The sequence below is a fragment of the Halioglobus sp. HI00S01 genome (assembly GCF_001635445.1).
Classification (GTDB): domain Bacteria; phylum Pseudomonadota; class Gammaproteobacteria; order Pseudomonadales; family Halieaceae; genus Halioglobus; species Halioglobus japonicus.
Map to the genome: position 1 here is coordinate 148,039 of NZ_LWEE01000215.1, position 25,654 is coordinate 173,692.

At 59.5% G+C, this 25,654-nt stretch carries 20 protein-coding genes; 9 read left to right on the forward strand and 11 right to left on the reverse strand.

The genetic code is table 11. From position 1 onward, the window contains the following. Positions 1-13 precede the first annotated feature (13 nt). The 7 genes from ntrC to A3709_RS16660 form a co-directional block, all read right to left on the reverse strand. A complete protein-coding gene (gene ntrC, locus A3709_RS16630; protein ID WP_066057098.1) occupies positions 14-1,420 on the reverse strand; it encodes a nitrogen regulation protein NR(I) in 1,407 nt (468 codons plus the stop codon). Beyond that, positions 1,413-2,474 carry a nitrogen regulation protein NR(II) gene (glnL, locus tag A3709_RS16635; RefSeq protein WP_066057102.1) on the reverse strand — a complete coding sequence of 354 codons (1,062 nt, stop codon included), beginning with the start codon at positions 2,472-2,474 and terminating at the stop codon, positions 1,413-1,415. The genes ntrC and glnL overlap by 8 nt, the downstream gene beginning before the upstream one ends. A 282-nt stretch (positions 2,475-2,756) precedes the next feature. After that, positions 2,757-3,284 carry a DUF4124 domain-containing protein gene (locus A3709_RS16640; RefSeq protein ID WP_156507814.1) on the reverse strand — a complete coding sequence of 176 codons (528 nt, stop codon included), beginning with the start codon at positions 3,282-3,284 and terminating at the stop codon, positions 2,757-2,759. A gap of 95 nt (positions 3,285-3,379) precedes the next feature. Then, positions 3,380-4,786 carry a glutamate--ammonia ligase gene (gene glnA, locus A3709_RS16645; RefSeq protein ID WP_066057109.1) on the reverse strand — a complete coding sequence of 469 codons (1,407 nt, stop codon included), beginning with the start codon at positions 4,784-4,786 and terminating at the stop codon, positions 3,380-3,382. A 278-nt stretch (positions 4,787-5,064) separates the two neighbouring features. Next, a complete protein-coding gene (locus tag A3709_RS16650; RefSeq protein ID WP_066057112.1) occupies positions 5,065-6,081 on the reverse strand; it encodes a glutamine synthetase beta-grasp domain-containing protein in 1,017 nt (338 codons plus the stop codon). Between the two features lie 226 nt (positions 6,082-6,307). Further along, positions 6,308-7,150: a PP2C family serine/threonine-protein phosphatase gene (locus A3709_RS16655; RefSeq protein WP_197484257.1), complete on the reverse strand. Its 843-nt coding sequence runs from the start codon at positions 7,148-7,150 to the stop codon at positions 6,308-6,310. A 4-nt stretch (positions 7,151-7,154) separates the two neighbouring features. Then, positions 7,155-8,102 (reverse strand): serine/threonine-protein kinase, encoded by a 948-nt coding sequence (locus tag A3709_RS16660; protein WP_066057115.1) that lies wholly within the window; start codon positions 8,100-8,102, stop codon positions 7,155-7,157. A 249-nt stretch (positions 8,103-8,351) separates the two neighbouring features. Between A3709_RS16660 and thiI the strand changes: the two genes are divergently transcribed. From thiI to dtd, 3 genes are all read left to right on the forward strand, one after another. After that, positions 8,352-9,800, forward strand: coding sequence for a tRNA uracil 4-sulfurtransferase ThiI (thiI, locus tag A3709_RS16665; protein WP_066057117.1), 1,449 nt, complete (start codon positions 8,352-8,354; stop codon positions 9,798-9,800). 132 nt (positions 9,801-9,932) lie between these two features. Further along, positions 9,933-11,744 (forward strand): translational GTPase TypA, encoded by a 1,812-nt coding sequence (gene typA, locus A3709_RS16670; protein WP_066057120.1) that lies wholly within the window; start codon positions 9,933-9,935, stop codon positions 11,742-11,744. A gap of 5 nt (positions 11,745-11,749) precedes the next feature. Further along, on the forward strand, positions 11,750-12,187 hold the full coding sequence (dtd, locus tag A3709_RS16675) for a D-aminoacyl-tRNA deacylase (RefSeq protein WP_066057123.1): 438 nt from the start codon (positions 11,750-11,752) through the stop codon (positions 12,185-12,187). On the opposite strand, the gene A3709_RS16680 is transcribed toward dtd, so the two are convergent. Then, entirely contained in the window at positions 12,165-12,638 is a 474-nt protein-coding gene (locus A3709_RS16680) for a GNAT family N-acetyltransferase (protein ID WP_066057125.1), read from the reverse strand. The genes dtd and A3709_RS16680 overlap by 23 nt on opposite strands. A gap of 140 nt (positions 12,639-12,778) precedes the next feature. On the opposite strand from A3709_RS16680, the gene A3709_RS16685 reads away from it, so the two are divergent. Together A3709_RS16685 and parC are read left to right on the forward strand one after the other, a co-directional pair. Beyond that, the gene (locus A3709_RS16685; RefSeq protein ID WP_066057128.1) at positions 12,779-13,576 is read left to right on the forward strand and encodes a cyclic nucleotide-binding domain-containing protein; all 798 of its coding nucleotides are present in this window, start codon (positions 12,779-12,781) and stop codon (positions 13,574-13,576) included. Between the two features lie 46 nt (positions 13,577-13,622). Beyond that, positions 13,623-15,875, forward strand: coding sequence for a DNA topoisomerase IV subunit A (gene parC / locus A3709_RS16690; RefSeq protein ID WP_066057131.1), 2,253 nt, complete (start codon positions 13,623-13,625; stop codon positions 15,873-15,875). Positions 15,876-16,298: 423 nt separating this feature from the next. Here the strand turns inward: parC and A3709_RS16695 are convergent, their stop codons facing one another. Then, entirely contained in the window at positions 16,299-17,549 is a 1,251-nt protein-coding gene (locus tag A3709_RS16695; RefSeq protein ID WP_082850165.1) for a hypothetical protein, read from the reverse strand. A 135-nt stretch (positions 17,550-17,684) separates the two neighbouring features. Between A3709_RS16695 and serB the strand changes: the two genes are divergently transcribed. From serB to epmA, 3 genes are all read left to right on the forward strand, one after another. Next, positions 17,685-18,902, forward strand: a complete 1,218-nt coding sequence (serB, locus tag A3709_RS16700) for a phosphoserine phosphatase SerB (RefSeq protein ID WP_066057134.1) — start codon at positions 17,685-17,687, stop codon at positions 18,900-18,902. 1,968 nt (positions 18,903-20,870) lie between these two features. After that, positions 20,871-21,443: an elongation factor P gene (gene efp, locus A3709_RS16710; protein WP_066057139.1), complete on the forward strand. Its 573-nt coding sequence runs from the start codon at positions 20,871-20,873 to the stop codon at positions 21,441-21,443. A 7-nt stretch (positions 21,444-21,450) separates the two neighbouring features. Beyond that, complete coding sequence (gene epmA, locus A3709_RS16715; protein ID WP_156507815.1) at positions 21,451-22,404, forward strand: EF-P lysine aminoacylase EpmA; 954 nt, start codon at positions 21,451-21,453, stop codon at positions 22,402-22,404. A 4-nt stretch (positions 22,405-22,408) separates the two neighbouring features. On the opposite strand, the gene A3709_RS16720 is transcribed toward epmA, so the two are convergent. Both A3709_RS16720 and nhaC read right to left on the reverse strand, forming a co-directional pair. Next, positions 22,409-22,858, reverse strand: coding sequence for a thioesterase family protein (locus tag A3709_RS16720; RefSeq protein ID WP_066057142.1), 450 nt, complete (start codon positions 22,856-22,858; stop codon positions 22,409-22,411). Continuing rightward, positions 22,851-24,308 (reverse strand): Na+/H+ antiporter NhaC, encoded by a 1,458-nt coding sequence (gene nhaC / locus A3709_RS16725; RefSeq protein WP_082850167.1) that lies wholly within the window; start codon positions 24,306-24,308, stop codon positions 22,851-22,853. Before nhaC ends, A3709_RS16720 begins: the two co-directional genes overlap by 8 nt. Before the next feature lie 173 nt (positions 24,309-24,481). Here nhaC and A3709_RS16730 point away from each other — a divergent pair, with 173 nt between their 5' ends. Beyond that, complete coding sequence (locus A3709_RS16730) at positions 24,482-25,648, forward strand: PQQ-dependent sugar dehydrogenase (RefSeq protein ID WP_082850168.1); 1,167 nt, start codon at positions 24,482-24,484, stop codon at positions 25,646-25,648. The last annotated feature ends 6 nt before the right edge of the window (positions 25,649-25,654 follow it).

Sequence of the window (25,654 nt, forward strand, 5' to 3'; positions counted from 1 at the left end):
CCGGTCGCACAGGCTACATCTGCAGATCTTTCATTTTTCGGGTCAGGGTATTGCGCCCCCAGCCGAGCAACTCCGCGGCATCGCGTTTACGCCCCTGTGAATGCTGCAGGGCGACTTCGATCATGACTCTTTCGAAGGCGGGGGTGGCCTGTTGCAGGATGTGGTCCTTGCCCTGAATCAGCTCGTTGCGGGCCCAGCGCTGCAGCAGATCCTTCCAGTCGGTGTCACCGCGTTCGGTGACCTGTTCGGCCACATCTTTACTCAGCTCGGGGGGCAGGTCTGCCAGGTGCACCTCGCGGCCGGAGGCCATGACGGTAATCCAGCGGCAGGTATTTTCCAGCTGCCGCACATTGCCCGGCCACTCCAGTGAGCTCAGGTAATCCTGGGTCTCCGGCAGCAGAATCTTTGGCTCGCCACCGAGTTCCTCTGCGGCCCGGTTAAAGAAGTGCTGCATCAGGCGCGGAATATCCTCGCGGCGTTCCGCGAGTTTCGGAATGTGGATTCGAATGACGTTCAGGCGGTGAAACAAGTCTTCCCGGAAGTCGCCTTTGCGCACCAGTGCCTCGAGGTCCTGGTGGGTGGCGGCGATGATGCGTACGTCGACTTTGACCGGGGTGTGGCCACCGACGCGATAGAACTCACCATCGGCCAGTACCCGCAGCAGGCGGGTCTGGGTTTCCGCCGGCATGTCGCCGATCTCGTCGAGGAACAAGGTGCCACCGTTGGCCTGTTCGAAGCGGCCCTCGCGCTTGTTATTGGCACCGGTAAACGCGCCTTTCTCGTGGCCGAATAATTCAGACTCCATCAGTTCGCGAGGGATTGCCGCCATATTCAGGGCAATGAATGGGTTGGCTGCCCGGGGGCTGTGCCGGTGCAGGGCATGGGCCACCAGTTCTTTACCGGTGCCTGATTCGCCGTTGATCAGTACGGTGATATTGCTGTGGGCGAGACGGCCGATGGCGCGGAAGACTTCTTGCATGGCCGGCGCTTCGCCAATGATTTCGGTCTGGGGCAGCTCAGCCAGTGGCGCGGGGTCGTGGCGGGTTTCGCGGGCGTGCGCCAGGGCGCGCTCGGTAATCGCGACGACTTCATCCAGGTCGAATGGCTTGGGCAGGTATTCGAAGGCCCCCTGCTGGTAGGAAGCCACGGCGCTGTCCAGGTCGGAGTGGGCCGTGGTAATGATGACAGGCAGCTCCGGGTGAGAGCTGTTGATGCGGCCCAGCAGGTCGAGGCCGTCAATGCCCGGCATGCGGATATCGCTGATAATCACCTCGGGTTGGTCGTTGGCGAGACGTTGGAGTAGCTGATCGCCGTCGGCGAAACTCTCGTTGTCGATACCGGCCTGGTTCAGGGCCCGCTCCAGAACCCAGCGAATCGAGCTGTCGTCGTCCACGATCCAGACTTTGGCCTGCTTATACATGTTGGGTTTCCATTGGTAGGTAAATGCTGAATAGGGTTTTGCCCGGCTCGCTGCTGCACTCGAGCAGGCCGCCGTGGCGGGTAATGATCGATTGGGCAATCGTCAGGCCCAGGCCTGTGCCCTCGGCGCGACCGGTCACCATAGGCATGAAGATGGTCTGTAGCATATCGGCCGGTATGCCCGGGCCGTTGTCTTCTATGTCCATACGGCACAACAGTCGATGGCGGGTGGTGCCGATCGTGAACTGGCGTTGCGGGCGTGTGCGCAGGGTAATTTTCGCCTGCACTGTTTCGTCGCAGGCCTGCAGCGCATTGCGAACGATGTTGAGAACCGCCTGCACGAGCTGGGCGCGGTCGCCAAAAATTTCCGGCAGGCTTGGGTCGTAGTCCCTGGCCAGTGTCAGCTGGTTGTTGGACTCGGCGACAATCAGGTTGCGCACGTACTCGAGCACCTCGTGCACATTGAGCGGCTTGTTCTTCAGCTGTTGATTGGGTCCCAGTAGTCGATCGACCAGGTCGCGCAGGCGGTCGGCCTCGCGGATGATAATGTTGGTGTACTCCGCCAGTCCTTCATCGGGGAGTTCGCGGGCGAGTAACTGGGCCGCGCCACGGACGCCGCCAAGCGGGTTCTTAATCTCGTGTGCCAGGCCGCGAATCATTTCCTGGGTAATGGCCTGGGCATTGACCAGGCTCTCTTCGCGACTGATCTTAAGCAGCCGGTCTACCGGTTGCAACTCCAGCAGCAGGTTCACGTCGCCTCTGCCGTCACCCACCGGCGTCATGATCAGGTCGGTCTGGATTTCCTTGCCGCTGAGCAGCAATAGCGGCATNCCCCGCCGTGACGTGGGGCTGCGTTCGTTGCGCACCCGCTCCAGGGCTTCGACGAGCGCCCCGGCGTTGGCCACCAACTTGGCGACGGGCTGTCCGAGCGCTCGGCCCTCCGATGACTCAAGCAAGTCCTGGCATGAGCTGTTGAGCGAGACCACCTTCAGCTCGCCATCGAGGGCGATAATTGAGGTGCTGAGGTTGTCCAGTATGTCCCGCGTAATCTGCATTTGCTGTCCTGAAGCGGCACGTCCGTGTTGTTGCCGACTGTATTCGATATACCGAAAGCAAAAATAGCGCCACTTTGGCCCTTAAGCAGTAATTTATTGCTCGGATGCATGAAATTAGTGCATCGCAGGTATGTGACCGCTCACTCTCGGCGGATTTTCAGTGGTTTTGGGTTTACGCAGTGATCAAACGGTGTCGGTGGGGGTGGGGCTTAATGACTGCGAGCACCAATATGGTGCACGCTTTGATGGGGTATGTCCACTTCAGGGCGAAGGAAGCATCGATCAGTTTATGGATGGGCGCATGACATAGACACGCAAGGGCTCGGAGGTGGACAGCGTCTCGCCGTCGGGGCTGACTACGGTGACTTCCAGATCGTGGGCGCCGCGGAATGTATTGGTGAGATCCCAGAAACCGGCAGCCTGTGGCTCGCCCTGTGGCTCGCCGTCCATGAGTAGTTGCATGGCCTGGCCTTTACTCAGTGCTGGGCTGACCGTGGCACTGACACTGAAATTCCCAGGCCCCATGGGTATCGTGGTTTCCTGTTCTGGTGCGGTGATTCTCGCCACGGGTACTGCCGATTCATCAGCTCCGGTATCAGCGGCGGTGGCAGAGGTGCCGTAAGCCGGAATATCGGGTGGCGGGGCAGTGCTGTTGGTCTGCTGCAATTGCACCTGCTCGGTGTTGGAATCCGGCGGCGGGGTGTCGGTAAAGCTGACGTTGCCGTTCTCGTCGACGGTTTTATAGATTTGCGACCAGGCCTGGGCAGACGCCAGTGCCAGAATCATGAGCGTAAGGGCGGATCTCTTCACAGGGTTACCCCGCGGGTGATTGCGATCTATTAACCCTAGCAGAAAGGTAAAAAAAAGGCCCACGAAAGCGGGCCTTTTCAGTGCTTGTCGGGTACTTACACGGAGTAGTACATCTCGAATTCCACCGGGTGGGTGGTCATGTCGAGCTTCTCGATCTCCTCAGACTTGAGCGCGATGTAGCCGTCGATCATGTCGTCAGTGAACACGCCGCCGGCGGTCAGGAATTCACGGTCGGCATCCAGTGCTTCCAGAGCCTGGTTCAGGCTGGAGGCCACAGTGGGGATGGCCAGTGCCTCTTCGGCAGGCAGGTCATACAAATCCTTGTCGGCGGCATCACCGGGGTGAATCTTGTTCTGGATGCCGTCGATACCAGCCATCAACATGGCGGCAAACGCCAGGTAGGGGTTGCCAGTGGGGTCGGGGAAGCGCACTTCAATGCGCTTGCCGCGGGGGCTGGGCTCGTAGGGAATCCGAATCGAGGCAGAGCGGTTGCGGGCCGAGTAGGCCAGCATGACCGGAGCCTCAAAGCCCGGTACCAGGCGCTTGTAGGAGTTGGTTGAGGCGTTGGTGAAGGCGTTCAGCGCCCGGGCGTGTTTGATGATGCCGCCGATGTAGTACAGGGCGGTGTCTGATAAGCCCGCGTAGCCGTCACCTGCGAAGGTATTCTCGCCGTTCTTGGCGATGGACTGGTGTACATGCATGCCGGAGCCGTTATCGCCTACCAGGGGCTTGGGCATGAACGTGGCGGTTTTGCCGTAGGCGTGAGCCACATTGTGCACGCAGTACTTGAGGATCTGGGTGTCGTCGGCTTTGTTGACCAGGGTGTTGAAGCGAATGCCGATCTCACATTGGCCGGCAGTGCCCACTTCGTGGTGATGCACTTCGACTTCAAGGCCCATTTGCTCCATGGCGCCGCACATGGCTGCGCGGATGTCGTGCAGTGAGTCGACGGGCGGTACCGGGAAATAGCCGCCTTTCACACCGGGGCGATGGCCAATGTTGCCGTCGTCGTAGTGTTCGGCAGAAGACCAGGCGGCCTCTTCGGAAGAGATCGCGTAGTGGGCGCCGGACATATCGACCTTCCACTTCACATCGTCAAATACGAAGAACTCGGGCTCATTGCCGAAGAACGCGGTGTCACCGATGCCGGTGGACTTGAGGAATTCCTCGGCGCGCTTGGCCACGGAGCGGGGGTCGCGCTCATAGCCCTGCATGGTAGAGGGCTCAACGATGTCACAGCGGACAATCAGGGTCACGTCGTCGGTGAAAGGGTCGAGCACCGACGCATCGTCGTCAGGCATCAGAATCATGTCGGACTCGTTAATGCCTTTCCAGCCGGAGATCGACGAGCCGTCGAACATTTTGCCGCCTTCGAAGAAATCTTCGTCGACTTCAGTGGCGGGGATGGTGACGTGCTGTTCTTTGCCGCGGGTATCAGTGAAGCGCAGGTCGATCCAGCGTACTTCGTTGTCTCGGATCAGGTTCAGAGTGTTCTCTGACATCGGTTTTCCTCCATGGGATTGTCGGCTAGCCATTGACGGTCTGCCTTAGAAGAGCTGCAGCAAGCGAATTTTGGCGGCAACTAATTGAAACTAAAGAGTTGTATGGCTTAGGGCATGATACTGCCCGCGAGCGGCACTATTGTGGACGGACGTGTTATCGCCTCTCTGGGATGCGATGTCAAGTTAGCGTGGTGGGTGCGTCGGGGAGGAAATATCGGTAAGAGGGGTGAAAAAATCAGGCCCGGCGAGTGCCGGGCCCGATTGAAGGTGGCGTGCGATTAAGCTTCCGCTTCCTTGCAGGTCTTAACGATGGCAGCGGCCACCTTGTAGGGATCCGCGTTAGACGCAGGTCGACGGTCTTCCAGGCGACCTTTCCAACCGTCTTCTACAGTACCCACAGGGATACGGATAGACGCGCCGCGGTCGGATACGCCGTAGCTGAACTCGTCGATAGACTGGGTTTCGTGCTTACCGGTCAGGCGCTGGTGGTTGTCGGCACCGTAAACGCTGATGTGGCGCTCGATGTTCTTGCCGAACTCGTCACAGATCTTGTTGAACACAGCTTCGTCGCCGCTCTCACGCATGGCAGCGTTGGAGAAGTTGGCATGCATGCCGGAACCGTTCCAGTCAGTGTCGCCCAGGGGCTTTGGATGCCACTCGATAGCGTAGCCGTATTTTTCGGCGGTGCGCTCGAGCAGGTAGCGGCCCAGCCAGATTTCGTCGCCGGCACGCTTGGCGCCCTTGGCGAAGATCTGGAATTCCCACTGGCCAGCGGCTACTTCAGCGTTGATGCCTTCAACGTTCAGGCCGGCTTCCAGGCACAGGTCCAGGTGCTCTTCGATGATGGCGCGACCAAAAGCGTTTTTGCCGCCCACGGAGCAGTAGTAGGGGCCCTGAGGGTCAGGGAAACCGCCGGCGGGGAAGCCGGGGGGGCGGTTGGTTTCGGTGTCCCACAGGAAGTATTCCTGCTCGAAGCCGAACCAGTACTCGTCGTCGTCATCTGCTTCATCAATGGTGGCGCGGCCGTTGGATACGTGGGCAGAGCCATCAGCGTTCAGTACTTCGGTCATAACCAGGAAGGAGTTGTTGCGATCCGGATCGGGGATGATGGCAACCGGCTTCAGCAGGCAATCGGAGTCGCTGCCGTCGGCCTGTTCAGTGGAGCTGCCGTCGAAAGACCACATGGGGCATTCTTCCAAGGTGCCACCAAAGTTTTCGCGAACCATGGTCTTGCTGCGCAGGCTCTGAGTGGGGGTGTAGCCATCGAGCCAAATGTATTCCAACTTACTTTTCATCTTGCGTATCTCTTGTACTAAGGATTGATCTTTGAAGAGCGCCTTAGCGGCTGCTCGACTCTAGCAGCCCCTGAGAAAGCAAATTCCATTCCAACTTTTGTCGGCCTGCACCAATCGGAAGAAATGCCCCTAAAAAGAGCGGCTTACGATGGGTGTTGCTTCTTTGTGGGGAAGAGGCAGGGCAGTTCTATGGCATATGCGCACCGCTTAAGTGCATTAAGGACCGCTATTGCACCATTTTAGTGCGTTGGTCTGATTCAGAGGCTTGCGCGTCAATGACAATCACCGTGATATTGTCGGGCCCGCCGCCTGCCAGGGCCAGGTCGACAAGGGAGATACAGGCCGCCTCCGGCGACCCTTGGCCCAGCTGACCGCCCAGTTGTTCGGCATCGATGGGGTTGTACAGACCGTCGCTACATAGCAAATAGCGATCCCCTGGTTCGACCGCGGTGAAGAGCATATCCAGTGACAGCGTTTTGTGGGCGCCAACGGTGCGGGTCAGCACGTGGGCAGACTTGTCGGTGGCCAGTTCTTCCTCGGTGAGTTCGCCGCGGCTGAATTTTTCCTGGGCCAGGCTGTGATCGCACGTCAATTGTTCAAGTTCGTTATTGCGCAGGCGATAGGCTCTGCTGTCACCTGCCCACAGGAAAAAGCAGTGATTGCCATGAGCGAGCATTGCCGCCACCGTGGTACCGGGGCGGTGCTGGCGGAAGGCGGTGCGGCACTTTTCGTGGGCAGATTGCAGGCGTGTTTCCAAATCCTGGAGATTGGCAAGTGCGGCGTGCTGGTGTGGGAAAGCACGTAGTTCTGCGACTACCTTGCTGCTGGCATAGTCGCCGCGGCTCTGCCCGCCGATGCCGTCGGCTACGACCCACAGGCGCTGCTCCGGCGAATCGAGAAAGGCGTCCTCGTTCACCGGGCGGACGCGGCCAATATCCGTGTGGCTGGCACTCTCCCAGCGCAGAGAGGCTGCGGCTGCTCCCCCGGCTCTGGCTTTGGCTTCCTCGAGGTCGGCGAGTTGGGCAATGTCTTGTAATTGGGTATCGGTCACGTCAGAGGCAATCCGCAAGCGTTCAATCCTTGAGCCAATCGTCGCGCAGCACCCTGACCATTCGGTCGGCGGATTCGGGGCGATCATTGGGGTCTTTTTGCAGGCATTGCATGGCCAGCTCGGCGAGCACGTCGGGGATGGGGTGCTTACAGACACTGCGCGGGTCGGGGGGAATATCGTCGCGAATCTGGTCCAGGAGCTTGTGGACGACATCGCCCTGAAAAGGCGTTGTGCCCGTCAAGGTTTCGTACAGCAGGGCGCCAAGACTGTATACGTCGGAGCTGAAGCCAATGCCCGGGTCGCGCGCTATTTGTTCCGGTGACATATACATCACGGTACCCTGGAGTTTGCCTTCGCCGGTCATGCCGGGGTCGCCTTCAGCCTCCTCGTTATCCTGGTCATCGGCCCGGAGCGCGCCCTGGTGCCAGACCTTGGCCAGCCCCCAGTCGAGCAATAGCACTTCGCCGTAGGGCCCGATAAGAATATTGTCGGGCTTGATATCGCGGTGCAGAACGCCCATGGAATGGGCGTAACCCAGTGCCTGTGCTACCTGAACGAGTACATCCATCAGCTGAGTGAGGTCGTAGCGTTCGCGGTACTCCAGCACCTCGCGCAGGGTATACCCGTGAACGAGCTTCATGGTGAAGTAGAGGTTGCCCCGGTTGTCTCGACCCAGTTCGTAAGTCGGCATCGTATTGGGGTGCTGCAGGGCGGCGGATATTCGCGCCTCACGCAGTAGACGTTTATTCTCGATGGGATCGTCGATGAACTCCGGCCGCAGGGTCTTGTAGCAGACGGTGCGCCGCAGGTGCAGGTCGCGACAGGACTTGATCAGCGACTTACCGCCCTTGGCAATAGTCGAGAAATAGGCGTAGCGGGTCTTGGGGTTGAGTGTGGTCGGCAGAGGAGCATCCATCTCCTCCGCATAAAGCGCGTGCTCAGCATTCCTCTGCTGCTGAAATTCAGGCATTAGTCACTCCGTGTAACAGCGTGTTTTACTCTGGCCGGTTCATGGCTTTCGCAGTATACCCATATCCCGGCGGATCAAGCATCGCGATCACGAGGAATTTAGCCCGGTTCCGACTGTGCAAAAAATCGGCAATTGTTGGCGTTTACACTGGCTGCAGCGGGTACCCTTTGGCGCTATAATCGCCGCGCCTTTTGCTCGCCCCATAGGGGTTGGCCCGACCCAGCAGTGCCATATGGCCATACCGATCCCATGAAATTCGTCGTCAAATTCTTCTCTGAAATTACGATCAAGAGCAGGCCCGTGCGCAAGCGCCTGGTGGCCAAGCTTCATTACAATCTGAATGCGGTCGTGCGCGAATATGATCCGGATGTGGTTATCAAGCACGACTGGGACAAGCTGCAGGTTCACACCGAGCTACAGGACCCCCAGCAGATTGCGGCAATGGTCGGTGCCATGCGCAATGTAGCAGGCATCTCCTACATTCTCGAAGTGGCTGAATTCCCCTTGCCGGAGCTCGATAACATCGTCGAGTACGTGCTGCCCATTTATGCAGGCCGGCTGAAAGGCAAAAACTTTGCCGTGCGCTGCAAACGCAATGGCGACCACCCCTTCAAATCCGTGGAGGTAGAGCGCAAGGTCGGTGGGGCGCTTTTGGCCCGCACCGAGGCCGCGGGGGTGAAGCTCAAACAGCCTGAGGTGCCGGTTGAGCTTGAGATCAGCCGCAAGACCTTATTTGTGATTAAAGAGCGGCATCGTGGGCTTGGCGGCTTCCCGGTGGGCAGTACCGACCCGGTGATCTCACTGATTTCCGGTGGCTTTGACTCCCCCGTGGCGACCTACCTGACCATGAAGCGCGGCATGCGCAGTCATTTCCTGTTCTTTAACCTGGGTGGGCGCGATCACGAGATCGGCGTGAAGGAAGTGGCCCTGTACCTGTGGCAGAAGTTCGGGTGCAACCAGCGCGTGTTGTTCATCAGTGTGCCCTTTGAAGAGGTGGTTGCAGAACTGTTGACCCGTGTCGAAGACAGCCAGATGGGCGTGATTCTCAAACGCATGATGCTGCGTGTGGCTAACCAGATTGCCGAAGAGCTGGAAATTGATGCGCTGGTGACAGGTGAGGCTGTGGCACAGGTGAGCAGCCAGACCCTGCGCAACTTGTCGGTGATCGACGAGGTGAGTGAGCGCCTGGTCCTGCGACCGCTGGTGGCTACGGACAAGGGAGATATTGTGCGCACGGCGAATGACATTGGCACCGGCGAGTTCGCTGCCAGTATGCCGGAGTACTGTGGCGTTATTTCGGTGAATCCGACCACGCGTGCACGCCTGGAGCGGGTTCGCGCGGAAGAGGAGTGCTTCGACATGTCGATTCTCGAGCGGGCGGTGACGAATGCCAGCCGCACGCGCATCGATCGGCTCGCCGAGGAAGAACTGGAGCGCACCGAGGTTGAGGTGTTGTCCGTACCGTTGGCTGAAAGCGTCATCATCGATATTCGCCACCCGGACGAGGAAGAGCTCGCGCCGCTGGCTGTCCATGTACCGGTGGAGAAGATCCCGTTTTACGAGCTGCACAGCAAGGGCGATAGCCTTCATCCGGACAAGACCTACATGCTGTACTGTGGCAAGGGCGTCATGAGTCGCCTGCATGCCAGCCATCTGGTGGAATCAGGGTGTTTGAACGTCAAGGTTTACGCCCCGTAAAACTACCAGCATTTATTGGCGGCGCTGGTGTATAATCCGCCGCCGATTTCCTAGCTGATTCCCCCTCTGCAGGGCCAAGCGACACAAACACGTGCGCTGTGGTCGCTGAAGTGCGGGCTAAAGGTGAGACCCTTGAGAGATAAACTACGTAATATCGCGATCATTGCCCACGTTGACCACGGTAAAACCACCCTGGTGGATTGCCTATTGCAGCAATCAGGTACCCTGGACCGCCGCAATGAAGGCGCTGAGCGCATCATGGACTCCAATGACCAGGAGAGAGAGCGCGGTATTACCATTCTGGCCAAAAATACGGCCATTGAGTGGAACGATTACCACATCAATATTGTGGACACTCCCGGGCACGCCGACTTTGGCGGCGAAGTTGAGCGGGTGCTGTCTATGGTGGACTCCGTTTTGCTTCTCGTGGACGCCGTTGATGGCCCCATGCCGCAGACCCGCTTTGTGACATCCAAAGCATTTGAGCAGGGCCTGAACCCGATTGTGGTCGTCAACAAGGTTGACCGCCCCGGCGCGCGCCCCGACTGGGTGATCGATCAGGTGTTCGACCTGTTTGACCGCCTCGGTGCCACCGAAGAGCAGCTCGACTTCCCAGTGATCTATGCCTCTGCCATCGAAGGTATTGCGGGCCTGGATCACGAGGACATGTCGGTTGATATGCAGCCTCTGTTCGAGACCATTGTTGAAAAGGTACCTTCACCGGAAGTCGATACCAAGGGCCCCCTGCAGATGCAGATCAGTGCCCTGGACTACTCCAGCTACGTCGGCGTTATCGGCGTGGGCCGCATTACCCGCGGCAAGCTGACCCCCAACACCCAGGNGGTAATCGCCGGTGCTGACGGTGAGTATCGCAAGGGCAAGGTGCTGCAGGTGATGGGTTACCTGGGCCTGGAGCGGGTCGATGTCGACAGCGCTGAAGCGGGCGATATCGTCTGTATTACCGGTATCGATGGCCTCAATATCTCTGACACCCTGTGTGATCAGGACGCGGTTGAGGCTCTGCCTGCGCTGACCGTGGATGAGCCCACTGTGAGCATGACCTTCCAGGTGAACGATTCACCTTTCGCCGGCAAGGAAGGCAAGTACGTCACTTCGCGCAACATCAAGGAACGCCTTGATCGCGAGTTGATTCACAACGTTGCCCTGCGTGTCGAGCAGGGTGACAGCCCCGACAAGTTCAAGGTATCTGGCCGCGGCGAACTGCACCTGTCGGTACTGATTGAATCCATGCGCCGCGAAGGCTTTGAGATGGGCGTATCCCGCCCTGAAGTGATTCAGAAAGAAATCGACGGCGAGTTGCAGGAGCCCTACGAGCAGTTGGTCATCGACTGTGAAGAGGAGCACCAGGGCTCACTGATGGAAGAGCTGGGCCTGCGCCGCGCGGAGCTCGAAAACATGGTTCCGGACGGCAAGGGTCGGGTGCGGCTGGAATTTATAATCCCGGCGCGCGGCCTGATTGGCTTCCGCTCCCAGTTCCTGACTATGACCTCCGGCAGCGGCATCATGACCCACGTGTTCGATCACTATGGGCCGGTGAAGAATGCCGAGATCATACACCGCACCAATGGTGTTCTCGTGTCCATGGTGAAGGGCAAGACCTTGGCCTATGGCCTGTTCAACCTGCAGGACCGCGGTCGCCTGTTCATCGATCCCAATATCGAGGTGTACGAAGGCCAGATTGTTGGCTTGCACAGCCGCAGCAATGACCTGGTGGTTAACCCCACCAAGGCCAAGCAGCTGACCAATGTGCGCGCATCCGGTTCTGACGAAGCCCTTACCCTTACCCCGCCTGTTAAACACACCCTCGAGCAGGCGCTGGAATTCATCGAAGACGATGAGCTGGTGGAAGTGACGCCTGAGAGTATTCGCCTGCGCAAGAAGCTGTTGCAGGAGCACGAGCGCAAGCGCGCATCTCGCGGCTGATCCGCTTGAAAGCCCTGCTACAGCGTGTGTCTGCGGCCAAGGTCGAGGTCGGCGGTGAGACAGTAGGCGAAATCGGGGCCGGGCTACTGGTGTTGCTCGGCCTCGACAAAGACGACGACGAGGCCAAGGCCCAGCGTCTCTTGGATAAGCTGCTCGGCTATCGGGTGTTTGCAGACGATGAAGGTCGTATGAACCGCTCGGTGGCAGATACCGGTGGAGGGGTATTACTCGTCTCCCAGTTCACACTCTCCGCCGATACCCGCAAGGGCACCCGCCCGAGCTTTTCCTCGGCCATGCCGCCGGCAGAGGCTGAGCGCCTCTATAACCTGACGCTGCAGATGCTGCGGGACAAGCATGCCGACGTGGCGGCCGGTTCCTTCGGCGCCGATATGCAGGTGAGCCTCACCAACGACGGACCGGTCACGTTCCTGCTGGAACTTTGAACACCATTTCCAGGTGCGGGATACCGTCGAGGATGTACTCCTCTCCCTCGGTGTAAAACTCAAAGGCGTTATAAAACTTCTCCAGGTGGGCCTGGGCGTGCATGCGGATATTGTGACCGGGCCAGCGGGCCACATTGTGCTCGACCCCGCGGCGTACCAGCTCACGCCCGAAATTCCGCCCCCGGGCGGCCGGGGCCACCACAATCCGACCGATGGTGCTCTCGGTTTCCTGCAGGCCAGGGGGCAGGCAGCGCTCGTAGGCCAGCAGCTCATCCCCCTCCCACAAGCTGATATGCATGGCCTCCTGGTCCAGGCCGTCGACATCCAGGTAAATACTAGTCTGCTCCACGGCAAACACTTCCTGCCGCAGTTTCAGAATCTCGTAGAGTTGCCGGGTATTGAGCTCGTCAAAGCCCACAGTCTGCCATTCGGGGGTCACGTTCGTATCCATTGCAATAGTCGCCCGGTGAAGTTCTCGCCGCGCTGAGAAGTTGCTACTATAGGCCTCATCGCGTGGCAGGCATAGCCCGGTCACCTTAGAACAACACAATATCCGGGGTATACCACGCCCCCTCCGCAAGAGGTTATTAGATGCTGGCGAAAGCAGAGCTCTCCCAGGATTTCACCATTCTTGGCCGTCAGTACAAGCAGTTGGTCGCCGCCTTACTCGAAGCGGTGAATATGCCGGGCATTCCTATGGAAGTGGGCCCGACTGACCGCGGCAACTTCCGCGGATTCGACGGCAACCAGTTCTATGTCATCGAGCGCGGTTCGCTCACCGCCCGCTATCAGGGCAAGCTGATTTACGTGATGGAACAGGGCGAAATTCTCCTCCCGGATATCGCCGGTAACCAGGAAGAAGAGGCCGCGGTGTACTTTGGCAGTGACGCCGGTGCCCGTCTGACGGCCTACTCCGCCCTCGAGTTCATGCGCCAGGTGTTTGAAGACCCGGCGGCCATCCGGCTGTGGACACGCCTGTTGATTACCTACTCTGGATTGATGCTGAGAATCACCTCAGGCAGCGTCGAAGCCGACGCCGGTGCGACACCGGGTTTCGAGATTTATGAGCCGGGTGAAATCATTATTCGCCAGGGCGATCGCGCCGATTACGTATTCAACATGTCTGTCGGTACGGCAGAAGTCATCGTCGACGATGTACCGGTAGGGCGGATTGTTGACGGTGAAATATTTGGCGCCATGGCGGCGCTGACTCAAGCAGACCGCAGTGCCACCGTGCGGGCCAAAACGACCTGTTCAGTGGTGAAAGTACCCAAAGAGCAATTCACGGAGCTGATTCAGCGCAACCCGGCCACTATTCACAGCCTCCTGATTGATATGGCCAACTCCATCGTTAATCTCAACGAGCAGTTGGTCGGATTACGGGGCTGACCCATCGCCCGCAGCGCGGGCGAACCCAAGCAACAAACGGAACATCATGTCAGACATAATAGAAATCGACGACGACGGCATCGAACAGGTGTCGCTCAAGAGCTATACCGAGAAGGCCTACCTGGATTACTCCATGTATGTGATTCTCGACCGGGCCTTGCCCCATGTGGGCGATGGCCTGAAACCGGTACAGCGGCGCATCGTCTACGCCATGAGCGAGCTGGGCCTGAAGGCCTCGGCGAAATTCAAGAAGTCAGCCCGCACCGTGGGCGACGTTATCGGTAAATTCCATCCCCACGGAGACAGCGCTGCCTATGAGGCCATGGTGCTCATGGCGCAGGACTTCAGTTACCGCTACCCGCTGGTAGATGGCCAGGGTAACTGGGGCTCGCCGGACGATCCCAAGTCCTTTGCGGCCATGCGCTATACCGAATCGCGCCTCACCGCCTATGCCGATGTTCTGCTGGGCGAACTGGGCCAGGGCACCGTCGACTGGGTTCCCAACTTTGACGGCACCCTCGAGGAACCCTCGGTGTTGCCGGCCCAGGTACCGAATGTGCTGCTCAATGGCACCACCGGCATCGCTGTAGGTATGGCGACCGATGTGCCTCCGCACAACCTCAATGAGGTGGTCTCTGCCACCGTACACCTGCTGGAAAATCCCAAGGCCACTGTCAGTGAGCTGTGCGAATTCGTGCAGGCACCGGATTTCCCCACCGAAGCGGAAATCATCACGCCTCGTGAAGATATTCTGGCCATGTACGAGAGCGGCCGTGGTGCGCTAAAAATGCGTGCTCGCTGGGAGAAGGAAGACGGCGATATTGTCGTCAGTGCCCTGCCGCATCAGGTGTCCGGTTCCAAGGTGCTGGAGCAGATTGCCCAGCAAATGCAGGCCAAGAAGCTGCCCATGGTGGCCGACCTGCGCGATGAGTCCGACCACGAGAACCCCACGCGCCTGGTGATTGTGCCGCGCTCTAATCGGGTGGACATTGAAGGGGTGATGAATCACCTGTTTGCCACCACGGATCTGGAGCGCAGCTACCGGGTCAATCTGAATGTGATTGGCATCGATGGTCGTCCCGGGGTAAAAGGCCTGGACCGTATCCTCAAGGAGTGGCTGTCGTTCCGCACCGACACGGTTCGCCGCCGGCTCGAATTCCGCCTCGAGAAAGTGCTGCGTCGCCTGCACATTCTGGAAGGCTATCTGGTGGCCTTCCTAAACATTGACGAAGTCATCCACATTATTCGCACCGAGGAAAAGCCCAAGCAGGCCCTGATGGATCGCTTTGGCATCAGCGACATCCAGGCAGAAGCCATCCTCGAACTGAAGCTGCGCAACCTCGCCAAGCTCGAGGAAATGAAAATTCGCGGCGAGCAGGATGAGCTCGAAAAAGAGCGCGATAACCTCGAGAAGATTCTCAGCAGCGCGGCGCGCCTCAAGACGCTGATTAAGAAAGAACTGCTGGCCGTGGCAGAACAATACGGTGATGACCGTCGCTCGCCGCTGGTAACCCGCGACGAAGCCAAGGCCTTCAGCGAACTGGAGCTGATGAGCTCCGACCCGATTACCGTGGTTATGTCGCAAATGGGCTGGATTCGTGCGGCGAAGGGTCATGAAATCGACCCGACCACACTCTCCTACAAGTCTGGCGACGGCTACAAGATGTCGGTGCGAGGCCGCAGTAACCAGCCCACCGTCATACTGGATTCCACCGGCCGGGCCTATACTGTCCCGTCCCACAATCTACCCTCGGCCCGAGGCCAGGGCGAACCGGTGACCGGGCGCATTAATCCACCGTCCGGTGCCACCTTCGAGGGCATGATGACCGGCGGTGACGAACAGCTGTATCTGCTCGCTTCCGACGCGGGCTATGGCTTTGTCGGCAAGCTCAGCGATCTTCAGACCAAGAACAAGGCCGGTAAAGCCGCCCTGTCTCTGCCCAAAGGCGGCAAGGTCATGCAACCGGCTGCCATTGGTGAAACTGAGGGTGCCTGGGTGGCCGCAGTGTCCAATGAGGGCCGCCTGCTGGTGTTCCCGTTGGCCGATCTGCCGCAGATGGCACGCGGCAAGGGCAACAAGATCATTGGTATTCCGCCGGCCCGGGTACAGGCCCGTGAAGAATGGGTGGTCTCGGTCCAGGTGCTGAGGGAAGGCGATACGCTGGTGGTTCACGCCGGCAAACGTCACCACAAGCTGAAGTTCTCTGACCTCGAGCACTACCGAGGTGAGCGCGGGCGGCGCGGTAACAAGCTGCCGCGTGGGTTCCAGAAGGTGGATGCCATGGTGGTTGAGGGCTGACCCCCCCAATTGCGGGTAGGCTTTGGCTACCCGCGCCGTGGCTGGGCTGAAAGCCTTTTCGCACGATCGTATGATTTGCTCCGACGGCTGCGGCCGCGGGGCAACTCAGAGTGGGATTGCTGCGCAATCCTCAAGCACTCTTCAAACACTCCCCGCGGAAAGCCCTCCGCCGTCTCCACAAATCATAAGCACGACCTGATGGTGCGAAAACCCTTTCAGCCCAGCCCCGGCGCTCGATTCCGTTATCACCAGGAGTGACAGTTTTGGATATCCCAGTTGAGAACTGAGTCGAGGTTTGGAAGTCGGTTGAAGCTTCCTGAAATCGTCGGGAGGCATGGATGCCGCACGCCGAAGCGCGCCATGGATGGCCTTGCAGCGGTTTCAGGAAGCTTCAACCGACTTCCAGACCGGATTGCAGGAGCACTACAACAAGGCAGGATTGAGCAGTCGCTTCAGAATGAGTTGTAGCTGCCGCTCGAGCAGATCGTCATAAGGCCCAGCAAACCCTTCCACCATGGTGTAGTCCATGACCTCAGTCGCCTGCTGCTGAATGCGGCCCGCGACGTCAGTATCTTCACGCACCGCCGGTGACAGCAGAATTTTTGGGGGCTTGTTGGCGCAGACCTGCTGCAGTTCATCCAGGGTCGATTGCATATACAGCCCCGGGTAGATGTCCTTGTGGTCGCCCACGCCCAGCTCGCTGAGGGATGCGGAGATGGAAATATTCAGGGACAGTGGCATGTGTTTTTCGAGCTCCGCGGCCACCGCGTGTATCAGCCAGGCGCAGGACGCGGCGCGGAAAGGAGCGCTGCCCGCATTGCCCCGGCCCGAGAAATACACTGCCAGGGCAAACTGGCGGGTGACCTGGATTTCGCCGCCGTAAAAGCCTGCCGAGGCATAGACGACCTGATGGAGGCGATCCGTATAGCGGTGCAGAGATTGTTCGTCGAGGGTATCCACATAGGCCATCAGGCTGTCCAGCTGCAGATACAACACCGCCGTAGTGCGGTAGTTCTCGTCGCTGGCCACCGGCTCGCTGTTGGTGCGCAGCAATTCCATAGGCAGGTCGTCCACGCGGCGCGCGAGGAGGTCCAGCTCATTGGTGTTGGGTGGAGTGGGGCCCTGGCCTTCCAGGGCAATCTGTTTTGACAGTGACGATACCCGGGCGCCGACACGCTTGCCCAGGTGCAGGCCAACGCCGTATAGGGTCAGGCTCAGCAGAATGGCGAGCCCCAGCAGGCTCAGCACGAAGCGCAGGTGGGCGGCGCTGGCGGAGTCGGTGTTAACCGTAATGACTACTTCACCGGCAATGTCGGATTCGATGCGCAGAGGTGCGCGATACTCGAACAGGTTCTGGCCGGCAGCATCACCTGCCTGCCCGAGGGCTTTGCCATCCACGTCGAAGATAGCGACCCGTGCGGCAGACGAGGTCTCTACGAATCGCTGCAGTGAGGCGGAGACGCTGAGCAGGTCGCCGGTTTCCAGGGAGGTGCTGATTCGGCGCGCAATCTGGTGAGCCAGGGCATTGCCGAACTCTGCCTGCTGCTGTCTCTGCAGGTGTTTGCTGGAAATGCTCCCCAGGGCGACGAGGGCAAGGCTGACTGCCAGACAGAGGCCAGCGGTAAAGGTGGCGAGCTGTTGGCCGAGGGGTGCGTTCTTGAGGCGTTCTATCACGGCGTCGCTGTCTGCTAATGGTCGCGGGCCAGTATAAACCAGCCCGCCCAGATGTGTCCGGGTTGTCGTGGAAGTTTTCAGTGCTGCGGGCAAACGGTTAGAATAGCGGCGCTTTCACAGACCCTGGGCAGTCCCTTGAGCGAAATCCTGCTGATTACCATCTCCGGCGAAGATCACCCCGGCGTCACGGCTGGCGTTACTGCCATTCTGGCGCAACACCGGGTCAATATTCTGGATATTGGCCAGGCAGTGATTCACGCCACCTTGTCCATGGGCATATTGATTGAACTTCCCGCTGGCGTTGATCGCGAGGCGGTTACCGCTGCCGTGGATGCCCAGGCTGAAGCCCAGGGCATGCGGGTGAAAGTAAGCCCGGTGGCGAGCGTGGCCTACGACGAGTGGATCCAGGCCCAGGGTAGAGCGCGCTATATCATTACGCTGCTGGCGCGCAAGATTACCGCGGATCAATTGGCCCGAGTGACCGAGGTTGTATCGCGGCACAACCTGAATATAGACAGCATTAACCGCCTGTCCGGGCGTATTCCGCTGGGTGAGTTGCCCGCCCTGAGTAAGGCCTGTGTGGAATTCTCGGTGCGTGGTCCGCTCGCTGATTCCAGTGCTTTCCGGCGCGATTTGTTGGAGGTCGCCGGGGCGCTGGATGTCGACCTGGCGTTCCAGGAAGACAATATGTTCCGTCGCAATCGGCGCCTGGTCGCGTTTGATATGGACTCAACCCTGATCGAGGCCGAAGTGATTGACGAGCTGGCTGTTCACGCCGGTGTGGGTGATCAGGTCAGTGAAATCACTGAACGGGCGATGCGCGGTGAGCTGGATTTCTCTGAGAGTTTCCGGGCCCGGGTTGCCTTGCTCGAGGGTTTAGGCGAAGAGGCCCTCGAGCGGATTGCGGGAGAGCTGCGCATTACCGAGGGTGCCGAACACCTGATCAGCACACTGCGCAAGCTGGGCTATAAGACCGCCATTCTTTCAGGCGGCTTCACGTATTTTGCCCGTTACCTGCAGCAACGCCTCGGCATTGACTATGTGCATGCCAATGAACTGGATATCGAGAATGGTCAGGTCACCGGCAAGGTCACCGGCACAATTGTCGATGGCGAGCGCAAAGCGTTTTTATTGCGTCAGCTGGCGGAACAGGAAGGCCTGGATTTGCAGCAGGTTATCGCGGTCGGTGATGGCGCCAACGATTTGCCCATGCTCAGTGCTGCGGGCCTGGGCATCGCATTCAGGGCCAAGCCACTGGTGAAGCAATCGGCCGAGCAATCCATTTCCACGCTTGGCCTTGACGCCATTCTCTATTTGCTGGGCTTTAGCGATCGCTACCAGAGCGATCACTGAGTCGCTCAGATATTACTCCACACAGAGTCGTAGGCTGAGTCCACCAGGCCGCTGGTGTCATCGGCGATGACGTCACCAAGCATGCGCATGTAGCGAAAATCAAATTGCGAGAAACTGCCTGTGGCGGCCAATTGCCGGTTGAGCTGCAGGTGCAGTTCCTCACCGGGGCGCTGCAGAGTGATCTTCTGGTTTTCCCGAAAGCTCGTGCGCGGCGTGATCAGGGTTTGCGGTTGCCCGACCAGGTTGATTTCAGGCAATAGCAGGGCGCGTTGAGGCTCAGTTTCTTCGCCAGTTTTGCTGCGGGTCACTGCGCCATAGGCTTTGACCTGTGGGCTCAGCAACTCGATGCCCATGAGGGTGCGCTTATTTTCAAGCTGGCTGATCCAGCGTATGACCGCGAGCACCCACTGGTCATGCTGACCTTCCTGGGCGGAGACCAGATCGCCCACTTTCAGCTCCGCGGGAAGTTCCTCCTGCCAATCGAGGCAATAGCCGCCGGGGCTGGCGTTGACCATCATGGGCATATACATCGGGTAGTTGCGCTCCAGCTGCGGGTCGTCGTCGCCACTGAGGATGGCGGCGGCAGAGCGGGCGTCCAATTGCACCTGGTGGTCGAGATAGGCCTCGGCTTCGGAGTCGCTATGTTGTCGCTCGAAAGCAGTCTCCGGGTTGGCCCTGCTCCAGACATCACTACCACTTTGCTCGCCAAAGGGCGTGGTCTCCCGGCGCTCGGTGGGATGGTTTAGATACTCGCTTCCATACACCGCTTCGGGAAAACTGCGATCGCCTGCGGCGTGATAGTGGGCCGCGCTCAGCCCAATGCTGACGGCCAGTGGCCCCTTGGCCGGTTTGCGGACGAAATTGCGCACACTGACTGAGCCCAGTGCGTCGATCATGTGCGAGATTAGACCTTGGGTAAGGTTGGTGCCGTCATCGAGGGTGACGCCTGAGCGTTGACTGGATGCCTGCAGGTTTTTCATGTGCGCCACCAGCGGCGCAGTGTTGACCTTGCGCGCTGTGGCGGGGATGGCGTCGCGAAACAGNGAGGCGTAGAGCGGNGGCTGGNCGTGGTCCAGATCGACCAGGAACAGGCCGTCCTCACCGCCAATCTCGACCAGGTCCGACCACTGCAATAGTGCCTGGTGCACAATCGCCAGATCGGCCTGGCGCAATTGATTGGGTTTGCAGCAGCCGGTAAGCATGGCCACCAGATAACACTGGCGAATACTGATCTGGGTGTCACCCGGGCCCGGCAGTGCAATCTCCGCCAGCTCCTGGCGCTCGCCGAGGGCGTACAGCTGGTGCATGGTTAGCCAGCCATGGGGCTCCATAGGTTTGTGCAGCTGGAACTCCAGCAATCTTTTCCTGCCGCAGTACTGCAGGGCTCGTAGCAGGGCTTCGCAGACCAGCCGCGCCGGGTTGATGCCGCGGACGCTGTCGCGCTGCTGCAGTGCCTCTACAGCGGTGCAGTTATAGGCGGTAATCGAGAGGGCGTATAAGCGGTCGATCAAGTCCGCCACGCGTCTCGGTTCTTCGGGCATGACCAGCGGCTGGTTGAGAAAGCGGCGGGAGAGGCTGGTACAGGCGATTTGCAAATTGGATTGCAGTGCTTCCAGCAGGCTGAAGCGCAGCTCCGGTTGCAGCCGACAGCGGCACAGTTGTTCCAGTGCACTGGCGAGTCTGTTGGCAACTACTTCCGGGTTGGCCACGGGCAGTTGTGCTGCCCATTGGCGTGCGCTTTCCTCCCGGGCGGCGAACACAGATAATTCTGCCAGGTCCTGCGCAGGCAGTTGCAGACGAATTGGTGTCTCGCTGGCCATAGGCCCTCCTTGCCCACTGCAGATTGCCACCTGAGTAACCATTATGGTCGTAAACCCCGGTCCTCGCCAGCTGACCGGGGATGCTCCCCAAGGGGCGCCCGTTGCGGTATTATTAGCGCCCTTTTTTTAACCGTAATGGACAAGCACCATGGGGAACTATTCCACCAACGAATTCCGCTCGGGTCTGAAGGTCATGCTCGATGGCGAACCTTGCTCTATCCTCGATAACGAGTTTGTAAAGCCCGGTAAGGGTCAGGCATTCAACCGGGTCAAGCTGCGTAACCTGAACACGGGTCGTGTCTGGGAGCGGACGTTTAAATCCGGTGAATCCCTCGAAGGCGCCGACGTGGTGGATCGCACGATGGAGTATCTCTACACCGACGGCGAATTCTGGCACTTCATGGAGCCCGACACTTTTGAGCAGTTCCAGGCCGATGCCAAAGCCGTGGGTGATTCACACCTGTGGCTGAAGGAACAGGACAAGTGTGAGGTCACCTTGTACAACGGCGCGCCCCTGTCTGTTGCTCCGCCCAACTTTGTCGAGCTGGAAATTGTTGAAACCGATCCCGGTCTCAAGGGCGACACCGCCCAGGGCGGCAATAAGCCCGCCAAACTCAGCACGGGTGCGGTGGTGAAGGTACCGCTGTTCCTCAGCGAAGGTGAGGTTGTTCGCGTGGACACCCGCACCGGTGAATACCAGGGCCGGGCTAGCAAGTCCTGATCTGCGCTTGGGCGAATCTGATGCAGCCCTGACGGAGGTCCTGCGCGCCCGGGCAGGGTTGTACCGTCAGATTCGCGAATTTTTCGAGCACCGCCAGGTACTCGAAGTGGAGACACCGCTGCTCTGTTCCAGCGGTGTGACCGACCCCTCGATAGAACCCCTTATGGTTGAGCGTGGCCAGTCGCTGAGCACGCCGCGCTACCTGCAGACCTCACCTGAATACGCCATGAAACGCCTGCTGGCGGCGGGGAGCGGTGCGATCTTCCAGATTGCCCGGGCCTTTCGCGACGGCGAGGCGGGCGCGCGCCACAATCCCGAGTTCTCAATGTTGGAGTGGTACCGTCCCGGCATGGATCACCACCAGCTTATGGCTGAGGTGGAGGCGTTCCTGCATCACTGCCTGCCGGGTCGTGCAGCTCACTACTTCAGTTACCGGGCGTTGTTCCTGAAAACGCTGTCGCTCGACCCCTTTACCGCGACCGATGCCGAACTTGAGAGCATGGCCAGGGAGACGCTCGACCTCGGCGATCTCAGTGGTGACCGGGATATGTGGCTGGACGTGTTAATGAGTCACCTGGTTGAACCTGAGCTCGCCGATCGCGGAATGTGTTTCGTCTATGACTATCCCGCCAGCCAGGCCGCGCTGGCACGGATTGGCCGTGTCGACGGCGTCGATGTGGGCCATCGCTTCGAAGCCTATGTCGATGGTGTAGAGCTGGCCAATGGTTACTGGGAACTGACCGACCCTGCAGAACAGCGGCGGCGTTTTCAGGCTGACAATGCCCGGCGCAGGGGGCTGGGGCTGACTGAGCGGCCCCTCGATGAATACCTGCTGCAGGCATTGGAGCGGGGAATGCCGGCGTGTGCCGGTGTGGCTCTGGGATTGGATCGGTTGTTAATGCTCGCCACCGGCATCGATGATATTCGCCAGGTCCTGTGTTTCGACTGGCAGCGCAGTTAGGCGTTCAGGGAGTACGCTCGATTACCGCCGGTCCGTAGCCCTCGATGAATTCGCGGGGCAGGCGTCGCGGTCGGCCGGTGCTGAGCTCAATGCACGCGAAGCGCACAACGCCTCGCAGCAACGTTTGTGCGTCGCCCTTGCGCAGGATTTGAAAGTTGCGCTCAATACTCAAGCGCCCGTCCCAGGACACAATCCAGGTGCCTACCACCAGTTCATCGCCCTCCCTTGAGGCCTGTAGGTAGTCGTATTCGCCGCGGATGACGGCCATGGCACGATCCAGCTGTTGATAGCAGGCCAGATCCAGCCCCAGCGCGGCGGAGTGTGACCAGGCCGTCTGTTCACACCACTGCACGTAGACCGCATTGTTGGTGTGCTTTAGTCCGTCTATATGTTCCGGGCCGACGGTGAGTTCCAGCGTATGGGGATTGGGGTGATCCCAGGGAAAATCAGCCATGGGCACCTTCAGGCTCGCGGATCTCCTCATCGTAGCTTGCAGGTTTCAGGGCGAAGTGCAGGTAGCCGTAGATGATGGCGATGATGGGGCAGGCGAGATTGAAGAACGCGTAGGGTGCGTAGGTAAATGTGGCGACCCCCAAGGTGGCAGACATATAGGCGCCACAGGTATTCCAGGGGATCAGGGCCGATGTCAGCGTGGCCGAGTCTTCCAGGGTGCGGGACAGGTTCAATCGGGACAGGTTTTTGTTGGCGAACTCATCCTTGTACATGCGTCCCGGCAGGGCGACAGCGATGAACTGGTCTGCCGCGAGGATGTTGGTGCCAATACAGGTCAGCACAGTGGTGGTAATGAGCGAGCCCACACTCTTGACGCCGCGCAGGGCCAGGTCGAGCAGATAGGCGAGAATGCCGGTGCGTTCGAGAACGCCGCCGAATCCGAGGGCACTGATGATCAGCCACACCGTGTTGAGCATGCTGCTCATGCCGCCCTTGCTGAGTAGCGCGTCGAGAAACTCATTGCCGCTGGCGGACTCATACCCCTGGAAGAGCGCGATCCAGACTCCTTTGAACTGGACAAAAAATGCTGAGAGGCCCGCGGTATCGCCCGCCAGGCGCGCGACCTGCTCCGGTTGGAATACGATGGCAAACAGCGCGCCAACCAGCGCACTGATGACCACCGCGGGGTAGGCGGGGAAGCGTTTGAACACCAGCGCCAGCATCAGCACCAGCGGCAGGAGCAGGTGCAGGCCAATCGAAAACTGTTCGCTCAGCGCCAATTGCAGCGCGGCGATTTCTTCCGGCGTGGCGCCGCCGCTGCCACTGCCGATTAACGCGAATAGCACCAGTGCCAGTGTGAAGGCGGGCACTGTGGTCCAAAGCATATGGCGGATATGGTCGAACAGGTCCACCCCGGTTGCCGCCGCCGCTAGGTTGGTGGTGTCCGACATGGGCGACAGTTTATCGCCGAAGTAGGCACCGGAAATAATTGCACCGGCGGTAATGGCGGGGGAGAGATCGAAGCTGCCGGCAATGCCCATCAGGCCAATGCCCAGGGTGCCGGCGACGGTCCAGGAACTGCCGATGCTGATCGCCACGATAGCGCAGATGGCCGCACTGGCGGCGTAGAACACCGACGGGTTAAGAATCTGCACGCCGTAGTAAATCATCGCCGGCACAGTGCCAGACAGAATCCAGGTGCCGATCAGCATGCCTACCGACAGCAAAATCAGGGTCGGACCCAGGCCTACCCCAATGCCGTTAACAATGCCCTCCTGGGCTTCCTTCCAGCCCTGGCCGTTAAATTTGGCGACCAGCGCGGCGACGCAGGTCGCCAGCACCAGGGCGATCTGGTTGGCGCCATAGGACGAATCCGCGCCGAACAGGTAGACCGAACAGGCCAGTAATACCACCAGGAAAACAATGGGCGTGAGGGCCATCCATGCCTTCATTTGTATGCGATCGGGGCTGCTGTCTGTCAATGTGTTGTACCTGAACGGGTGAAGTAGCGCAGAATGCCCTAATTGAGCCGGTTGGTACAGTTTGCTGACAGGGTTCTGACATTGGCGATGTGATCACGTAACATTGGCGGCTGCACCAAATGTACCGCCTTTGGAAGTCAACTATGAGTTATTTGCGCCGCGTTTTTGTTGTCCTGGCAACGTTCTCGTGTCTGTTCTTCATTTCTGCATGCACTGCCACCGAAGGCGGTGCGGGCGAGTCCGAGCCCCTGTTGGAGGGGGCGGCGGAGCAATCCGGGCCGGGACAGCCGACCGGGTTGCGGGCCAAGACGTTGCTCACCTGGCTGCGTGAGCCCTGGGGTATGGATTTCCTGCCCGACGGCCGGCTGCTACTCACAGAAAAAGAGGGGGTGTTGAAGATCGTCACCCCCGCTGACTGGAGCACCGTTGACGTCGGCGGTCTGCCCGAGGTCTTCTCTGAGGGCCAGGGGGGGCTGCTGGATGTCCTCGTACACCCTGATTTCAGTGACAACGGCCTGATCTACCTGAGCTACAGCATTGCCCTGGACGGCGGCTCCACCACCCGGGTTGCCCGCGCCCGCCTGGCCGGCGAGCAGTTGGAAGGACTTGAGGTGCTGTTCACTGCGCTGCCCGCATACAACGAACGCCGCCACTACGGCTCTCGGTTACTGCTAGATGACGGCTACCTCTATATCACCGTTGGCGATCGCGGCAATCGCAAATTGGCCCAGGACCTGTCTACCCACAACGGCAAGGTCATGCGGCTTACCGAGAGTGGCGGAACCCCTGAGGATAACCCCTTCGTCGGCCAGGCAGGTGCTCGTCAGGAAATATACAGCTACGGTCATCGCAACCCCCAGGGTGTAGCCAAGAACCCTGTCACCGGTGCGATCTGGGTGGCCGAGCACGGCCCCCAGGGTGGCGACGAAATCAATATCCTCAAGGCCGGCGCCAATTATGGTTGGCCGGTGATCACCTATGGCGAGGAATATGGCGGCGGCAAAATTGGTGAGGGCACCCACAAAGAAGGCATGGAGCAGCCACTGGTCTACTACACGCCGTCCCTTGGTGTAGGTGGCATAGACTTCTACGTCGGCGACCACTACCCCCAGTGGCAGCCTTCACTGCTGGTTTCAGGCCTGCGCCTGAAGCGCCTCAATCGTCTCGAACTTGACGGCGAGGGGGTGGGGCGTGAGACCCGCTTGCTGGGCAATTCCGACATGCGGATTCGCGATGTACAGGTGGGCCCCGACGGCCTGATTTACCTGTTGGCAGACCGCAGCCGCCTGATCCGAGTGGAGATCGACTAGCAGCGG

Coding starts and splice junctions, on each gene's coding strand:
- A3709_RS16685 (WP_066057128.1), top strand. CDS start 12,779: ATGCTGGCGAAAGCAGAGCTCTCCCAGGATTTCACCATTCTTGGCCGT.
- efp (WP_066057139.1), top strand. CDS start 20,871: ATGGGGAACTATTCCACCAACGAATTCCGCTCGGGTCTGAAGGTCATG.
- A3709_RS16650 (WP_066057112.1), bottom strand. CDS start 6,081: ATGAAAAGTAAGTTGGAATACATTTGGCTCGATGGCTACACCCCCACT.
- ntrC (WP_066057098.1), bottom strand. CDS start 1,420: ATGTATAAGCAGGCCAAAGTCTGGATCGTGGACGACGACAGCTCGATT.
- glnA (WP_066057109.1), bottom strand. CDS start 4,786: ATGTCAGAGAACACTCTGAACCTGATCCGAGACAACGAAGTACGCTGG.
- A3709_RS16720 (WP_066057142.1), bottom strand. CDS start 22,858: ATGGCTGATTTTCCCTGGGATCACCCCAATCCCCATACGCTGGAACTC.
- nhaC (WP_082850167.1), bottom strand. CDS start 24,308: ATGAAGGCATGGATGGCCCTCACGCCCATTGTTTTCCTGGTGGTATTA.
- A3709_RS16730 (WP_082850168.1), top strand. CDS start 24,482: ATGAGTTATTTGCGCCGCGTTTTTGTTGTCCTGGCAACGTTCTCGTGT.
- parC (WP_066057131.1), top strand. CDS start 13,623: ATGTCAGACATAATAGAAATCGACGACGACGGCATCGAACAGGTGTCG.
- A3709_RS16660 (WP_066057115.1), bottom strand. CDS start 8,102: ATGCCTGAATTTCAGCAGCAGAGGAATGCTGAGCACGCGCTTTATGCG.
- A3709_RS16680 (WP_066057125.1), bottom strand. CDS start 12,638: ATGGATACGAACGTGACCCCCGAATGGCAGACTGTGGGCTTTGACGAG.
- thiI (WP_066057117.1), top strand. CDS start 8,352: ATGAAATTCGTCGTCAAATTCTTCTCTGAAATTACGATCAAGAGCAGG.